Source organism: Flagellimonas oceani (assembly GCF_011068285.1).
Lineage (GTDB): Bacteria > Bacteroidota > Bacteroidia > Flavobacteriales > Flavobacteriaceae > Flagellimonas > Flagellimonas oceani.
Map to the genome: position 1 here is coordinate 1,979,208 of NZ_CP049616.1, position 14,225 is coordinate 1,993,432.

14 protein-coding genes are annotated in these 14,225 nt (G+C 41.1%); 11 read left to right on the forward strand and 3 right to left on the reverse strand.

Features of this window, described 5'->3' with window-relative positions:
- Positions 1-189: 189 nt before the first annotated feature.
- Complete coding sequence (locus GVT53_RS09160) at positions 190-1,503, forward strand: DNA recombination protein RmuC (RefSeq protein ID WP_166248370.1); 1,314 nt, start codon at positions 190-192, stop codon at positions 1,501-1,503.
- 12 nt (positions 1,504-1,515) lie between these two features.
- The gene (locus GVT53_RS09165) at positions 1,516-1,881 is read left to right on the forward strand and encodes a 6-phosphogluconate dehydrogenase (RefSeq protein WP_166248371.1); all 366 of its coding nucleotides are present in this window, start codon (positions 1,516-1,518) and stop codon (positions 1,879-1,881) included.
- A 49-nt stretch (positions 1,882-1,930) separates the two neighbouring features.
- Here the strand turns inward: GVT53_RS09165 and GVT53_RS09170 are convergent, their stop codons facing one another.
- Positions 1,931-2,329 (reverse strand): endonuclease domain-containing protein, encoded by a 399-nt coding sequence (locus tag GVT53_RS09170; RefSeq protein WP_166248372.1) that lies wholly within the window; start codon positions 2,327-2,329, stop codon positions 1,931-1,933.
- A gap of 56 nt (positions 2,330-2,385) precedes the next feature.
- Between GVT53_RS09170 and GVT53_RS09175 the strand changes: the two genes are divergently transcribed.
- Positions 2,386-2,931 carry an acyl-CoA thioesterase gene (locus GVT53_RS09175; protein ID WP_166248373.1) on the forward strand — a complete coding sequence of 182 codons (546 nt, stop codon included), beginning with the start codon at positions 2,386-2,388 and terminating at the stop codon, positions 2,929-2,931.
- Between the two features lie 336 nt (positions 2,932-3,267).
- On the forward strand, positions 3,268-4,593 hold the full coding sequence (locus GVT53_RS09180) for a hypothetical protein (RefSeq protein ID WP_166248374.1): 1,326 nt from the start codon (positions 3,268-3,270) through the stop codon (positions 4,591-4,593).
- A 49-nt stretch (positions 4,594-4,642) separates the two neighbouring features.
- Here GVT53_RS09180 and pgl read toward each other — a convergent pair whose 3' ends face one another.
- The gene (gene pgl, locus GVT53_RS09185; protein ID WP_166248375.1) at positions 4,643-5,356 is read right to left on the reverse strand and encodes a 6-phosphogluconolactonase; all 714 of its coding nucleotides are present in this window, start codon (positions 5,354-5,356) and stop codon (positions 4,643-4,645) included.
- Between the two features lie 97 nt (positions 5,357-5,453).
- Positions 5,454-6,986, reverse strand: coding sequence for a glucose-6-phosphate dehydrogenase (gene zwf / locus GVT53_RS09190; RefSeq protein ID WP_166248376.1), 1,533 nt, complete (start codon positions 6,984-6,986; stop codon positions 5,454-5,456).
- A gap of 165 nt (positions 6,987-7,151) precedes the next feature.
- Here zwf and gndA point away from each other — a divergent pair, with 165 nt between their 5' ends.
- The 7 genes from gndA (at position 7,152) to GVT53_RS09225 (ending at position 14,210) form a co-directional block, all read left to right on the forward strand.
- Positions 7,152-8,561, forward strand: coding sequence for an NADP-dependent phosphogluconate dehydrogenase (gndA, locus tag GVT53_RS09195; RefSeq protein ID WP_166248377.1), 1,410 nt, complete (start codon positions 7,152-7,154; stop codon positions 8,559-8,561).
- A gap of 20 nt (positions 8,562-8,581) precedes the next feature.
- Positions 8,582-9,076, forward strand: coding sequence for a hypothetical protein (locus GVT53_RS09200; protein ID WP_166248378.1), 495 nt, complete (start codon positions 8,582-8,584; stop codon positions 9,074-9,076).
- Between the two features lie 221 nt (positions 9,077-9,297).
- Entirely contained in the window at positions 9,298-11,328 is a 2,031-nt protein-coding gene (locus GVT53_RS09205; protein ID WP_166248379.1) for a S9 family peptidase, read from the forward strand.
- 11 nt (positions 11,329-11,339) lie between these two features.
- The gene (locus GVT53_RS09210; RefSeq protein WP_166248380.1) at positions 11,340-11,828 is read left to right on the forward strand and encodes a YybH family protein; all 489 of its coding nucleotides are present in this window, start codon (positions 11,340-11,342) and stop codon (positions 11,826-11,828) included.
- Positions 11,829-11,901: 73 nt separating this feature from the next.
- Entirely contained in the window at positions 11,902-12,432 is a 531-nt protein-coding gene (locus GVT53_RS09215; protein WP_166248381.1) for a YybH family protein, read from the forward strand.
- Positions 12,433-12,444: 12 nt separating this feature from the next.
- The gene (locus GVT53_RS09220) at positions 12,445-13,293 is read left to right on the forward strand and encodes a helix-turn-helix domain-containing protein (RefSeq protein ID WP_166248382.1); all 849 of its coding nucleotides are present in this window, start codon (positions 12,445-12,447) and stop codon (positions 13,291-13,293) included.
- Positions 13,290-14,210 (forward strand): amidohydrolase family protein, encoded by a 921-nt coding sequence (locus tag GVT53_RS09225; RefSeq protein WP_166248383.1) that lies wholly within the window; start codon positions 13,290-13,292, stop codon positions 14,208-14,210. The genes GVT53_RS09220 and GVT53_RS09225 overlap by 4 nt, the downstream gene beginning before the upstream one ends.
- Positions 14,211-14,225 lie beyond the last annotated feature (15 nt).

Consider the following 14,225-nt stretch of genomic DNA (forward strand, 5'->3'; position numbering starts at 1 on the left):
TCGAGTGAAATTCCAAGGGAATTTTGTATCGAGAATTAGTTTTTGGATTTGAAATTTTAGTTCTCGATACGTTTTTTCCAAAAAACACTCGAACTGACAAATTTCAACATTCATTTTGTGGATTTCTGCTTTCGCAGAATGACATATTATCTTTGTAATCCGTTATCTTTATCCTTCAGAAATTTTTTAATGGGCGAAGAACTTATCTATATTATCATAGGCTTCATCATCACATTGGCCGTTGGGCTATTTGCGGGGGTGTACATTCAAAAACTAAAAACCAAGTCCGCAGAAAGTGTTTGGCAGGACAGGGAAATCAAATCCAAGGAAACCGAAGCCTTATTGAAGGAAGAATTACGGGAGGTTCAGACCAAAAAGTCAGAACTGGAAATTGCTTTGGCCAGAGAAGAATCCAAATCGGACAATCTGGAAGAAAAACTGCTGGAACAAAAGCAAGAACTGGAAAAACTGCAGGAAAAATTCACCAAGGAGTTTGAAAATCTTGCCAACAAAATCTTGGACGAGAAAAGCGAGAAATTCACCAAAAGCAACAAGGAAAATATTGATAACATCCTTACCCCCCTCAATAAAAAAATAAAGGAGTTCGAGGAAAAAGTCGCAAAATCGCAGCAAGAAAATTTTGGGCTGCACGCCGCCTTAAAACAGCAACTGTTGGATTTGCGCAGTCAAAACCTGAAAATAACACAAGAAGCCGAAAACCTGACCAAGGCCTTAAAAGGGGATTCGAAAATGCAGGGGAACTGGGGCGAGGTAATATTGACCCGTATTTTAGAGAAATCCGGACTGACCAAGGACCGAGAATATACGCTACAGGACAGTTTTAAGGACGAGGATGGTAAAAGATACCAGACCGATGTGCTGATCCACTTGCCCGATGGCAAAAAAATGATTGTGGACAGCAAAGTTTCCATTGTCCATTTTGAACGTTATGTATCGGAAGAAGATGAAAAACAACGGGAAATCCACCTAAAACAGCATATAGACTCCATTAAAAGGCATGTGGACGAACTGAGCAAGAAAAGTTATCAGCTCCTGATAGATGAAAGCCCGGATACCGTTTTTATGTTCATACCCACAGAACCCGCATTTGCAATCGCTTCGGCGTTTGAGCCCAATCTGTATGAAGATGCCTTTGTAAAGGATGTCATCATTGTGACCCCATCAACGCTTTTGGCCGCATTAAAATTGGTGGACAACCTCTGGAAAAATGACAAACAGAAAAGGTACGCCATTGAAATCGCCACAGAGGCAGGTAAGCTGTACGATTCCTTCACCAATTTAACCGACGAACTTTTGAAAGTTGGGAATCAAATAGGCACTGTTCAGAATTCGTACCAAAGTGCCATGAAAAAATTGACCGGTCGGGGCAACCTTATCAAACGTGTGGAGAATTTGAAATCTTTGGGAGCGAAGGCCAGCAAAAGTATCGACGACAAACTATTAAAACGTGCCCTTGATGACGACCAAGAAGAACTTAACTAGTCCATCCATATTATGAAAAAATTCCTGATCATTTTTATTGCAGCCGTAGTTATTGGCATTGTGGGGTATTTTACCTTTATCTATTACGTGCCCTACAGCGAGGGGTATCGTTCGGGAGAGCTCATTAAATTCAGTAGAAAAGGTGTTTTGGTAAAGACCTGGGAAGGACAGATCAGTCAGGGATTATCTGGCACCAATGTGTTTTCGTTCTCCGTGGAAGATGGTGAAAAGGAAATCATTGAAAAAATGAAGGAGTTCCAAGGTCAATACATCAAGGTGACCTACAAAGAACGCTACGCCACTTTTTTTTGGTTGGGCGACACCAAATATTTTATCAAAGAAGTGAAATCTGAAAAATCACCGATTTTTAGAAATTAAAAGACACACCCCTAACCCCTCTTTCTAGAGGGGATAAACATCTTCCCTCCTAGGAAGGAGGGATTGAGGGAGGTGTATTTCCATTAGCTTCAAACTGAAAAATATATGCTTCAATCGCTCGCAAAACATTGTCCATATCTCTTAAAACTTCAGCATCTGAAAATCGAAGCACATTTATACCAAGTTCGTTCAAACGATTTTTCTTTATTACATCTTTCTCCCAAACTTCTTCAAGTTGATGGGAATAACCATCCACCTCTACGGCCAACTGTAATTTGTTGCAGAAAAAGTCAACTATATATTCATCAATAGGCTTTTGCCTGTGAAAATCGTATCCGTGCATCTGGTCACGTTTTAGCTTTTGCCATAGCCGTACTTCAGATTTCGTAGCATTCCTCCTGAGTTCCCTTGCAAGTTCCTTAAGCTTTGGATTATATTTGATAATCATTTTGCACGTCTTTTATTTCCTTTTAAAAAAAGGGGGTATCAAAACTCCATCAAAATATGAAAAAATTCAAATCATCCCGAGAAAGTAGGGTTTCCATTACCGAACTCATGCTCCCCTCCCACTCCAATTTTGGCGGCAAGGTGCACGGTGGGCACATTCTGAACCTTATGGACCAAATAGCCTTCGCCTGTGCCTCCAAACATTCGCAAAGCTACTGCGTAACGGCTTCGGTAAATCGTGTGGATTTCTTGAACCCCATTGAAGTTGGTGAACTGGCCACGTTAAAGGCCAGCATCAATTACACGGGAAAAACCTCCATGGTGGTAGGTGTTCGGGTGGAATCCGAAAATGTGACCACAGGAGAGGTAAAACACTGCAACTCCTCCTATTTTACCATGGTAGCCAAAGGAAAAGATGGAAAAAATAAAAAAGTTCCCGGGCTCGTTTTAAAGACCAAACAGGATATCCGCCGTTTTGCACGTAGTAAAGAACGTAAGCAATCCGCTTTTAAACGTGATAGCAAGTACGAATCCAACAATTTTAAAGTAAACGAGTACGTGGAGTTCCTACAAGGTGAAAACGTTAAGATGGATTTTGATTGACCTATTTTCTCGGCATTTCCTAATGATCTTTATATTTTTATCTTGGTCCAACATAAAAAATGTTCTTGGAAAGGCCTTTACTAGGGTCAATGTTGTTTAGGAACAAGAATATAGATGAACTTCATATGATAAGCTCAAAAAATAAATCTCATCAGTTGCAAATTTTATTGAAAAAATTGTGATAATATGCGGATAAAATCCAAAATTACATTTCTGACCCCACTTAAAACATAATCAAGTTAGAATTACATAAAACTTAAAAATATACTGATCAGCTATTTTTCTATTGGATAATTTAACCTCGGTATCCTTGAAAACGAATTTAAATTATAAAAAATGAGAAAAATAATAAATACTTTTTATTTCATTCTATCAGTGACCGCAAGTGTCCAAGGGATGGATAATTTAAAAAAGGTTCAACCATCCGATGATATGTACTTGATTTCCGATGGTCAAGCAGGCATCTTCAAAATAGGTGAAAGTATACCATTTGCGAAGTCAAAGGACCTACTTTTTAAAGTTAGAAAGGAAATCCAAACAAAATATACTGATGAAGGATCCGAAGATATACCAGTTTACATTTTCTCCATTGATGATAAAGATCAAGTAAGAATTACTCCAGAATTTGATTATTCTTCCTATACATATAATACAAACATTGGTGTTATTGACGTACTATCGGAAGAATTTCAAACACAAGAGAACATAGGTTTGGGAACTACAATCGAAAAGTTTGTCATGGCTCATCCAGATTATCAACTATGGTACTCTTATATCAATGATAACTACTTTATAGAAACAAATGATAAGATTCAATTCTTTTTGAACAAAAACGCCTATATAGGTGGAGAAATTTCTTTTGAGAGCGACCTTACAGCATTAAACATTTCTGATTTCAACACAAAATCAACAATAGAATCGATTCAAATAAGAACCGTTTGGTACAAAAAAGCCTTGAACGATTTTCTTCCTCTCGATCAGCTCAAAAATGAAAACTTGATTTCATCTTACGAAAAATTTGATTTTTCAGAAATATGGACCCAAACCCCTAGCAATGGAATCTTTGGAATTATTGGGGAAAATTATCAAAGGATAAAAATTAAGCTATTATCAATTGAAAAGGATTCGGAAAATTCGAGAGTATATAAAGTGAAAGGTAAATCCAATGTCAAAGGCAACATTTGCGAATTTCAAGGAACCATAACGCTGACAAGAATATTTGGGTTGAAAGAGGTACATCCCAAATATTTGGAATACGAGGGGATTGATTTGAATCATATCAAGGACAGAGGTGTTTTAACTGCAAATTATAAATTTCATGAAAATAAATCACAAAAGTATAGTGGGGCCTTTAAAGGAAGTTTATATTCAAAATGGTATTTAAACATAAAAAATGAAATAAAATACGATGATTTTGAGGTGAGACCAGAGAATAATGCCTTTATAGGCAAATGGACGGATTACAAAACCAAGAAAGCTAAAATTTGCTATTGGGCAGATTATTATGTTCCGAACGTTGGGCCAGATTTTGATACTGGAGCTGGAGAGTTTTATCCAAATGGAAAGTATGATGATAAAGGGTGGAGGAATTTTAAAAAAGCTTGGTTTGATAATGATGAAAAAGCTAAAGAGATAGAATTGGCAGAGTGGTGGAAGGACTAAATTGATTTTACAAATATCGTCAAGTTTAAAAATAGTGTACTTGTATATTTTATTTCAATAATGATGCCGCCGCCTCATCCAAAAACCATACTAAATTTCCTGATGACGGGTTGACCAAGGATGCCGGATATGCCTCTGAACCTTCGGTTTTCTCCACCACCGCTTCCACTTTTTCAGCCTTTGATGCTCCTGTGACCAAAAAAGCCACTTCTTTGGCCGTATTGATGACTTTACCATTGATGGATACCCGTTTTTGGCCTGAATCTGGATGGGTAGCTACTACACAATGGTCCTCGGCATCCCATAGCTCAATTTCATGTGGGAAGATAGAGGCCGTGTGACCGTCATCGCCCATACCCAAGATCACCAAATCAAATTGGGGCACTTCTTCCACCCTGTCCATGTTAATTTCCAATAAATTGGCATACCGTATGGCTTCATCGGTAGGACTCTTCTCGCCCAGTATGCGATGGATGTTCGCTTTGGGTACCTCAATTTTGGAAAATAGGTGCTCCACCGTCATTTTATAATTGCTTTCGTCATCCGAAGGAGGAACGCAACGTTCGTCCCCCCAATAAAAATGTACTTTGTTCCAATCCACTTTATCGGCAAAATTATCGGCCAACACATCAAAAACTATTTTTGGCGTACTACCGCCCGACAATGCCATGTGAAAACTTTCTTTATCCTTTAGCTGGTCTACCAAATAGTTGGAAAACTGTTCGGCCACCTCTTTTTTATCTTTATATATTTTTAAATCCATTTTGAATTAATTTTGGTTCTCTACTGTGCTCGAACTGACATATTTTGCCCGCCCTCCGACTTCCGACTTCTGACTTCCGACTTCTGACTTCTGACTTCTAACAGATTACACAATAGCCGGGGTCATCTGCCAAGTTCTCGGTAGGATTTCGCCAATATCCATCGTCTTCAATTAAATTATCCGCATTCTGGGGGCCCCATGCTCCTGCGGCATAGCCGTACATTCTAACGTCCTTGCCACTTTGCCAATAATTTAAAATTGGGTCTACAAACTCCCAAGCGGCCTCCACCTCATCGGCACGTGCATATAATGTGGCATCACCTTGCATGGCATCCAATAGTAAACGTTCGTAGGCCTCCATTACATAAGTATCGACCAAACTGGAGTAGTAGAAATCCAAATTTGCGCGTTCCACCTTAAAGCCCTGCCCTGGTACTTTTACCCCAAATTTGACCAAGATTCCTTCATCGGGCTGGATACGGATAATCAATTTATTGTCCATTTCCTGCATACCGGACCCTTTGAATATTTGATGGTGCGGTTTTTTAAAGTGAATCACTACCTCCGTAACCTTGGTGGGCATTCTTTTTGCGGTCCTCACATAAAAAGGAACCCCGTGCCAACGCCAGTTGTCCACATAAAACTTAATGGCGGCATAGGTTTCTGTAGTGGAATCAGGATCAACCCCATCTTCCTCGCGATAGCCCTTTACCTCTTTTCCATCCACTTTGGATGCCACATATTGGGCCCTGATCGTGTTTTCAAAAAGCTCTTTCTCGTCCGTCATAATTCGTAAGGATTTCAATGCCTTTACCTTTTCATTTCGGATTTCCTCGGCATCGGCACCGATTGGCGGCTCCATTACCACCAAGGAGACAATCTGTAACAGATGGTTTTGGAACATATCCCGAAGGGCACCCGATTTGTCGTAGTAGCCACCACGTTTTTCCACCCCAACACTTTCGGCGTTGGTCACCTCGACCCGCTGAATGTAATTTCTGTTCCAAAGTGGCTCAAAAATACTGTTCGAAAAACGGGTCACCAATAAGTTTTGAACCGTTTCTTTGCCCAAATAGTGGTCTATCCGGTAAATCTGATGCTCCTTAAAATATTTATGCAATCCTTTGTTCAGTTCTTGTGCGGTTTCCAGACTATAGCCAAACGGTTTTTCAACTATCAATCGTTTCCAACCGTTGTTCTGGGCATTCATGCCCGCATTGGACAGGTTTTGTGAAACTGTCTCGTACAAAGTGGGCGGAGTGGACAAGTAATAGATGATGTTTCCCGATGTATTGTGCTTTTCCTTAAGTGTTTCCACTCTTTTACGCAAGGCACCATAGTCCGTATCGTAGCTATCGCCCAAATCCTCATAATACAATTTGTCGGCGAAACCTTTTATTTTCTCTTGATCTAGATCTTTTGTCTTTTTCTTCAAATATTCGCTATCGTACACCACACGTTCGCGGAATGCCTCATCCGAAAGATTGCTTCGGCTAACACCAAGTACCACAAAGTTTTCTGGCAATTGTTTGGCCAAGTAGAGATTGAATAAGGAAGGAATCAGTTTTCTAGCGGTCAAATCACCCGATGCCCCAAAAATCACGAGCATCTGATTATCGGTCTTTTTCATATTGTTTTTTGTTTTCTGGCGAGTTTTGCCCTCGTTGACAAATTCATTTTAATAAGCTGTCAATATTTTTGAGCATCACGAATATAAGGTTTATTTTAGGTTCCTAATTCAATAAACATCAACCTTAGTGATGTCTTAACACCTAAGAAGAAGAAAAAATATAAAATGGCAGACACGTATGATTTTGGCCTTGTGGGCCTTGGAGTAATGGGACGTAATTTTATTTTAAATGTGGCCGATAACGGATTTTCCGCATTTGGAAATGATCTGGATGAAGAAAAGGTAAGTGCACTGATCAAAGAAGGTGGTGATACCGCCAAAGTAAACGCCTCTTCGGATGTAAAAACCTTTGTTCAAGCGTTGACAACCCCCCGAAAAATTATGTTGTTGGTACCGGCCGGAAAAATTGTGGACAGTGTAATCGAAGGATTGTTGCCGCATTTGGACGAAGGAGATATTATTATTGATGGTGGAAACTCCTTTTACACCGATACCGACCGTCGCGAAGCCTACCTAAAAGAAAAGGGCATCAACTTTTTTGGCGCAGGGGTTTCCGGTGGTGCCGAAGGTGCCAGAAAAGGCCCAAGCATCATGCCTGGGGGTTCCAAGGAAGCCTATCAGCACGTTAAGCCGATTTTCGAAGCTGTTTCCGCCAAATATAAAGGAGAGCCCTGTGTGGCCTATTTGGGTCCAAAATCAGCTGGTAACTACGTAAAAATGGTGCACAACGGCATCGAGTACGGTTTGATGCAGTTGACTTCCGAAATTTATGACCTGCTCAAAAAAGCGGGCGGACTCACCAACGATGAGCTTCACAAAACCTATTCCGATTGGAATGAAGGTCGCCTACAGTCTTTTTTAGTGGAAATCACCTCCGAAATCTTTGATCAAAAAGATGATTTGACGGACAACGACCTTGTGGATATGATTCTGGACAAGGCCAAACAAAAGGGAACCGGAAAATGGACCTCGCAAAATGCGATGGATCTGGGCATTCCAGTGCCTACCATTGATATTGCAGTGAGCATGCGAGAAATATCCGCCCTAAAAGATGAACGTGTAAAAGCGGACGAATTGTACGACCGGCCCTCTCCAAAACCTGTAAACAAGGCTGATTTTACGTCCAAAGCAGAGCAAGCGCTTTATTTTGCCTTTATCATTACATATGCACAGGGCATGCACCAATTGGCGGATGCCTCCAAAGAGTATGGTTACGAACTGGAATTGGGAGAAATCGCCAAAATATGGCGTGCGGGCTGTATTATCCGTGCCGCCATGTTGGCCGATATTACAGAAGCCTATCAGGCCGATGAGAATTTACAAAACCTGCTGTTGTCCCCTTCATTTGTGGAAAAAGTGCAAAGCACGGTGGATGCCGCCAGGGAATTGGTCAGTTATGGTGCCACCAATGGTATTCCATTGCCAGGACTTTCCAATGCGCTAACTTATTTTGATGCGTACACCAGTAGTCGTTTGCCCTTAAATTTGATTCAGGCGCAACGCGATTATTTTGGGTCTCACACCTACGAGCGCTTGGATCGTGATGGTATTTTCCATACGGAGTGGGAGAGGTAAAATCGAGAAAATGATAATCAATGAAACTAAAAGTCATCATTTTTAAGTTGTTTTGTGTATTCTATTTTTGTCTTTTTTCAAATAATGGGTTCTCACAAAGCAATGATTACAAAGACGTGGAATACACAGTTCTTGCAGAGGGAACTGATTCTCCCATCGAAAATTTACAAATCGTATGCTTCAATAAATTTTTCAATAAAGATTATCTCCCACCTGATTTTCGCGAGAAATACAAGTTGGATGATAAAAGTTTATACAAAAAACAGATGCTAATTGAGATTTTCAGGACGAATTCCATTGACAATGGATTGGATAAAATCCATTTGAAAGGAATTAAAGAAAGTCAAGATACACTGATAATTGAGTATAATTTTATCAATTCAAATGAAAAAAATGACAGAAAAAAATTAAGCCCTTTTTTGATTGTACAGATTCCGAAATCCAAAAAAGAAGTGAAATTTGTAGTTGATGGCAGCGATAACAAGTCAATGTCTGAAATCTATATTGATAATTAATGAAAAAACACTCTTCTCTTTAGCATATAACTTTCCTTTCCGACCAAATCTTCTCAAAATGAACCTTAATAGGTTTAATAACACTAGTAGAGAAAAACTGGACCTGTTCATTTCAGTATGGACCACAACATCACGACCACTTATTAATCGTATTACTTTTTAAAGTTATATCCCAACTAGGGATAATTTGCTTATTTTTAAAGAACTAATTAACCAACTTCATGAAAAAATTACTCGCCACCCTGTTATTGTTTGTGGCCATAAACCCTTTAGGGTTTGGTCAAGTACAATCCAATCTGGAGCTATTGGACATCTTCAATATGGAATACGTTTCCGATCCGCAGATTTCTCCGGATGGCTCAAAAATCATCTATGTTCGAAATTTTAAGGATGTGATGACAGACCGCAATCTGTCCAACCTTTGGATCATCAATTTTGATGGCTCCAACAATCGCCCATTGACCACGGGCAACCATAACGATTTCGCCCCAAGATGGTCTCATGATGGGACAAAAATCGTTTTCAAATCCAATATGGCGGATGATAAAATGAAGCTGTACCTCATGTGGTTGGATACCAAGGAAACTATGGCCCTCACCAATACACCACAATCCCCGGGCTCCGTTTCTTGGTCACATGATGATAAGCACCTAGCCTTCAACATGTTTGTGCCCGAAGCGAATGAATCCATCATAAAAATGCCGGGCAAACCAGAAGGGGCCAAATGGAACGACCCGCCAAAATACATCGACAAAATGAACTACCGTGGTGATGGTGCCGGATATTACAAAGGCGGGAACTCCCAGTTATTTACCTTGCCCATTAGCGGAGGGACACCAAAACAGCTTACGTTTTCCGAGTTTGACCACGGAGGCCCTATTTGGGCCAAGGATAACAGTCATTTATATTTTAGTGCCAACTTCCATAAAGATGAAGAATTTGAACCTGCCGATAGTGAAATTTATTCAATTAACGTGACTACAGGGGAAACCACTCCGCTCACAGACCGATATGGTCCAGACGGAAGTCCAGTTTTGTCCCCCGATGGTTCCAAAATTGCGTATTTGGGCTATGACGACCGCTTGCAAGGTTACCAAGTTACTCGTTTGTATGTTATGAACGCCGATGGTTCCGATTCCCAATTGATCTCCGGCGATTTTGACCGTGATGTGGAAGATATGGCTTGGAACAGTAAGGGCAACGGGCTTTATTTTAGCTATACCGACCAAGGTATGGGCAAATTGGGCTCGATCAGCCTATCGGGAAAGGTGGATAATATTACTGACGGACTCGGCGGTCTATCGCTGGGAAGACCCTATAACGCAGCAAGTTTCTCCGCTTCCAACAACAATAAATTCGCTTACACCATGGGTGATACCAGTCACCCATCCGATTTGGCGGCTGCCGATACCAAGACAACTAAGCGGCTTACCAACGTAAACGAAGACCTTTTCTCCTTCAAGAAATTGGGCAAAGTCGAGGAAATGTGGTGGGAATCATCATACGACCAAAGAAAAATCCAAGGCTGGGTAGTAACTCCGCCCGATTTCGACCCGTCAAAAAAATATCCGATGATTCTTGAAATTCACGGTGGACCCTTTACCAGTTATGGCGCAGTATATTCCGCCGAGATACAAGCCTATGCCGCTGCGGGATATGTGGTGCTCTACACCAACCCTCGTGGAAGTACCAGCTATGGTGAAGAATTCGGAAACCTGATACACCACGATTATCCCAACCACGATTACGAAGATTTGATGTCGGGCGTGGATGCCCTTTTGGAAAAAGGCTACGTGGATGAAAACAATTTGTTTGTTACCGGTGGTTCCGGAGGTGGTGTGCTTACGGCTTGGATCGTGGGCAAAACAGACCGTTTTAAAGCTGCCGTAGTGGCCAAACCTGTCATCAACTGGACCAGTTTTGTACTGTATGCCGATGGGGTTCAATTTTTCTCCAAATATTGGTTCGGTAAAAAACCTTGGGAAGACCCGGAAAATTATATGAGACGCTCTCCTCTGACCTACGTCGGCAATGTGACCACCCCCACCATGCTGTTGACGGGAGAGGAAGATTACAGAACGCCGATAGCGGAATCCGAGCAGTTTTACGCAGCCCTAAAGTTGGAAAACGTGGAAACCGCCATGGTCCGCATTCCAGGTGCTGGACACGGTATCGCCAACAAGCCCAGCAACTTGATTGCGAAAATCGCTGCTGTATTGGCTTGGTTTGATAAATACAAAGGGGGCGAATAAACCATGTCATTATGATAAAGCCAGTATTTCTTATAATAGCATTGATTTTGTTTTCCTGTAATGAAAAACAGGACAAAGTTGTTGCGAAGCCAGAGCAGACCAATAAAATCAATGTAGCTGAAGAATTGGCAAAAATCGAACAAGTCAGAAAGTCCTTTGAGCAAACAGTAAGGGAAAGACGATACGGGGATTTGGGAAAATTCACGACAAAGGACATGATTTCCGTTGGTCCCGGAAGTGAAGACTGGATAGCCTACCGAAAACTTAGAGAACAGCACGGAAATAAATTCCGTTACGACAGTATAAAGATGAATCCTAAGGAAACCGTGATATTATCCGATACCATGGCTTACGATTTTGGCGTAAGCTCCGTGTACTATACGGATGAAAACGGAACCGTGCACGAAATGGAAGATACGTTTATGGTAATCATGAAAAAAGATAAAGATGGTGAATGGAAGTTGCACAGGGAGCTTGCATCATCATTAGTAGTAGAATAATATTTTAAATATTTGTATTTGATATAGTTCCCCCGCACATAAAAATGCGTAATAACCCATCAACTATATCATTATGAAAAATCAATTCTTACTTAGTATTTCAGCATTGCTTACCATTGGATTTGCCACCAGTTGTGAGCAACCCGCCCCTCAACCTATGTCAGGGGAGGCATATTCTGCGCAAATTCAAAAAATCATTGAAGAAAAGAATGAAAAAATCGAAGGATTTTATGCTTCGGGCATGATTGACTCCGCTGCCGTACATTTCGCCGACAACAGTATCCAGTTTATGCCCAACCAACCTGCTGTTATCGGGGTCGAGAACTATAAAGCCGCTTGGAAACAGAACATTCAATTTGGAACATGGGAATTCGACCTTAATACGCAAGAAGTGAAGGCCAGTGGTGATTTGGCGACGGAATACGGCAAATACACCATGATATTTACACCAAATGAAAACTCGCCGATTCCAGCTATGGAAGATAAAGGCAACTATATGGTGCTCTGGGAAAAAATGGATGGAGATTGGAAAGTGGTCTGGGATGCTCCCGTTACCGAATTGCCGTTGCCAGGCCAAACTCCAGACTCAACTATGGTAGAATAAGTAGGCTCCAAAATGATTCAACAACTCCACATACCTAAAAATCCAACACTTTTACAGGTCGTAAAGTTTATGACCTATGTGGAGTTGACCCAAGAGGATATCTTAGAGGGTAGAACCGCCATATTTCCGAATGCGACCACCAATATTTTGTTTTCTTTGGATGAGGAGATACTGGTCAACAAAACCTCATCGGCCCATTCCATTTATACCTCCTGCAGCTCCACTGTGTTCTTTAAACCTTATACTGGAATGAAGTTCATGACCATTCAATTTAGTAGTTACGGGCTTTCCTATTTAAAAAAAATACCTGCTTTCGAGTTACTGGACACGTTGAGCGAGTTGGATATCATTTTTCCAGCTAGCGAGATCGAGCAAATCGCCACCCAACTTCGAGAATGTAAATCCATCGGAGAGATGTTTTCCTTGCTGGAAATATTCATCAGCAAAAAAATGGGATTTCCAGAAATTGATCCCAGGCTCCCCTGCGCACTGCAACTTTTGAATTCCGAAAACTCGATCTCTATTGATACGTTAAGCCAGTCCCTTTGCATTTCAAATCGAGGACTGCAAAAGTTGTTCAAAAAACATATTGGAATGAGTCCTGCATACTACCGAAAAATCATTCGCTTCAACAAGGCCGCTCAATTGCTTTCAAGCGATTCGAATGGCTCTTTGACCGAGATTTCCTATGCATGCGGTTATTTTGACCAGGCACATTTCATTAAAGATTTTAGGGAATTTGGAGGAATCTCCCCTTCCGAGTTCTTACGGTTCAAATCAAAGAGTTCGGATTTTTACAATTACAGAATTTCTGAATCGGATACCTTGGTTGCACTCAACGACCAGTACATCAAATCATGAAGAAAATTTTAATCGGGTTGGTACTATTCTCCTTTTGGGGAACCCTGCACTCCCAAAAATACATAGGCCCCATAATAGATATGCACCTGCACGCCTACAATCAAGAATTAGGCGGTATGATGTTCGGTATGGACCATCCAAATCCATTGAAAAATGAAATGTACAAGGGCGTGAAAACACCCGAACAGCTAAAGATGGAAACCTTTAAAAAAATGGATGAGCACAACATTGTGCTGGCGCTGACCTCCGATGGGCAATTATGGAAACAGGACGATCCAGAACGTATTCTGGTAAGTGGACGAAATATGCCTCTTGAACAGTTGAAAACGATGGCCGAAAAAGGGGAATTGGTAGCCATTGGTGAACTAAATCCGTTTTACGGCGGTGTTACCGCAGATGATGCCTCACTTGAACCCTTGTTCGATTTGGCCGAAAAAGCGAATCTGCCCGTAGGCTTCCATATTATGCCAGGAGGGCCTCCTGGTGGACTTTATCATATGGGAATGAGTGAAATCAGGGTAAAAAACGCCAACCCAAAACAGTTGGAGGACGTATTGGTCGCCCATCCGAACCTAAAGGTTTATGTAATGCACGGAGGCTGGCCTTATTTAGAGGATATGAAAGCTATGCTGTACATGCATCCGCAATTATATTTGGATGTGGCCGCGATTGACTGGGTATTGCCCAAAGCGGAATTCCATAACTTCATTAAAGGTTTGGTGGATTCAGGTTTCGGTAACAGAATCATGTTTGGCACCGACCAAATGGTATGGCCTGAGACCATCGATATTGCGGTGGACGCCATCAATTCGGCAGAATTTCTGACACTGGAACAAAAAGAGGACATTTTTTATGACAATGCCGCTGAGTTTTTGGGACTGTCCCAAACGCAAATTGACAATCATAAGAACCCATAAAACATAAAATTTGAT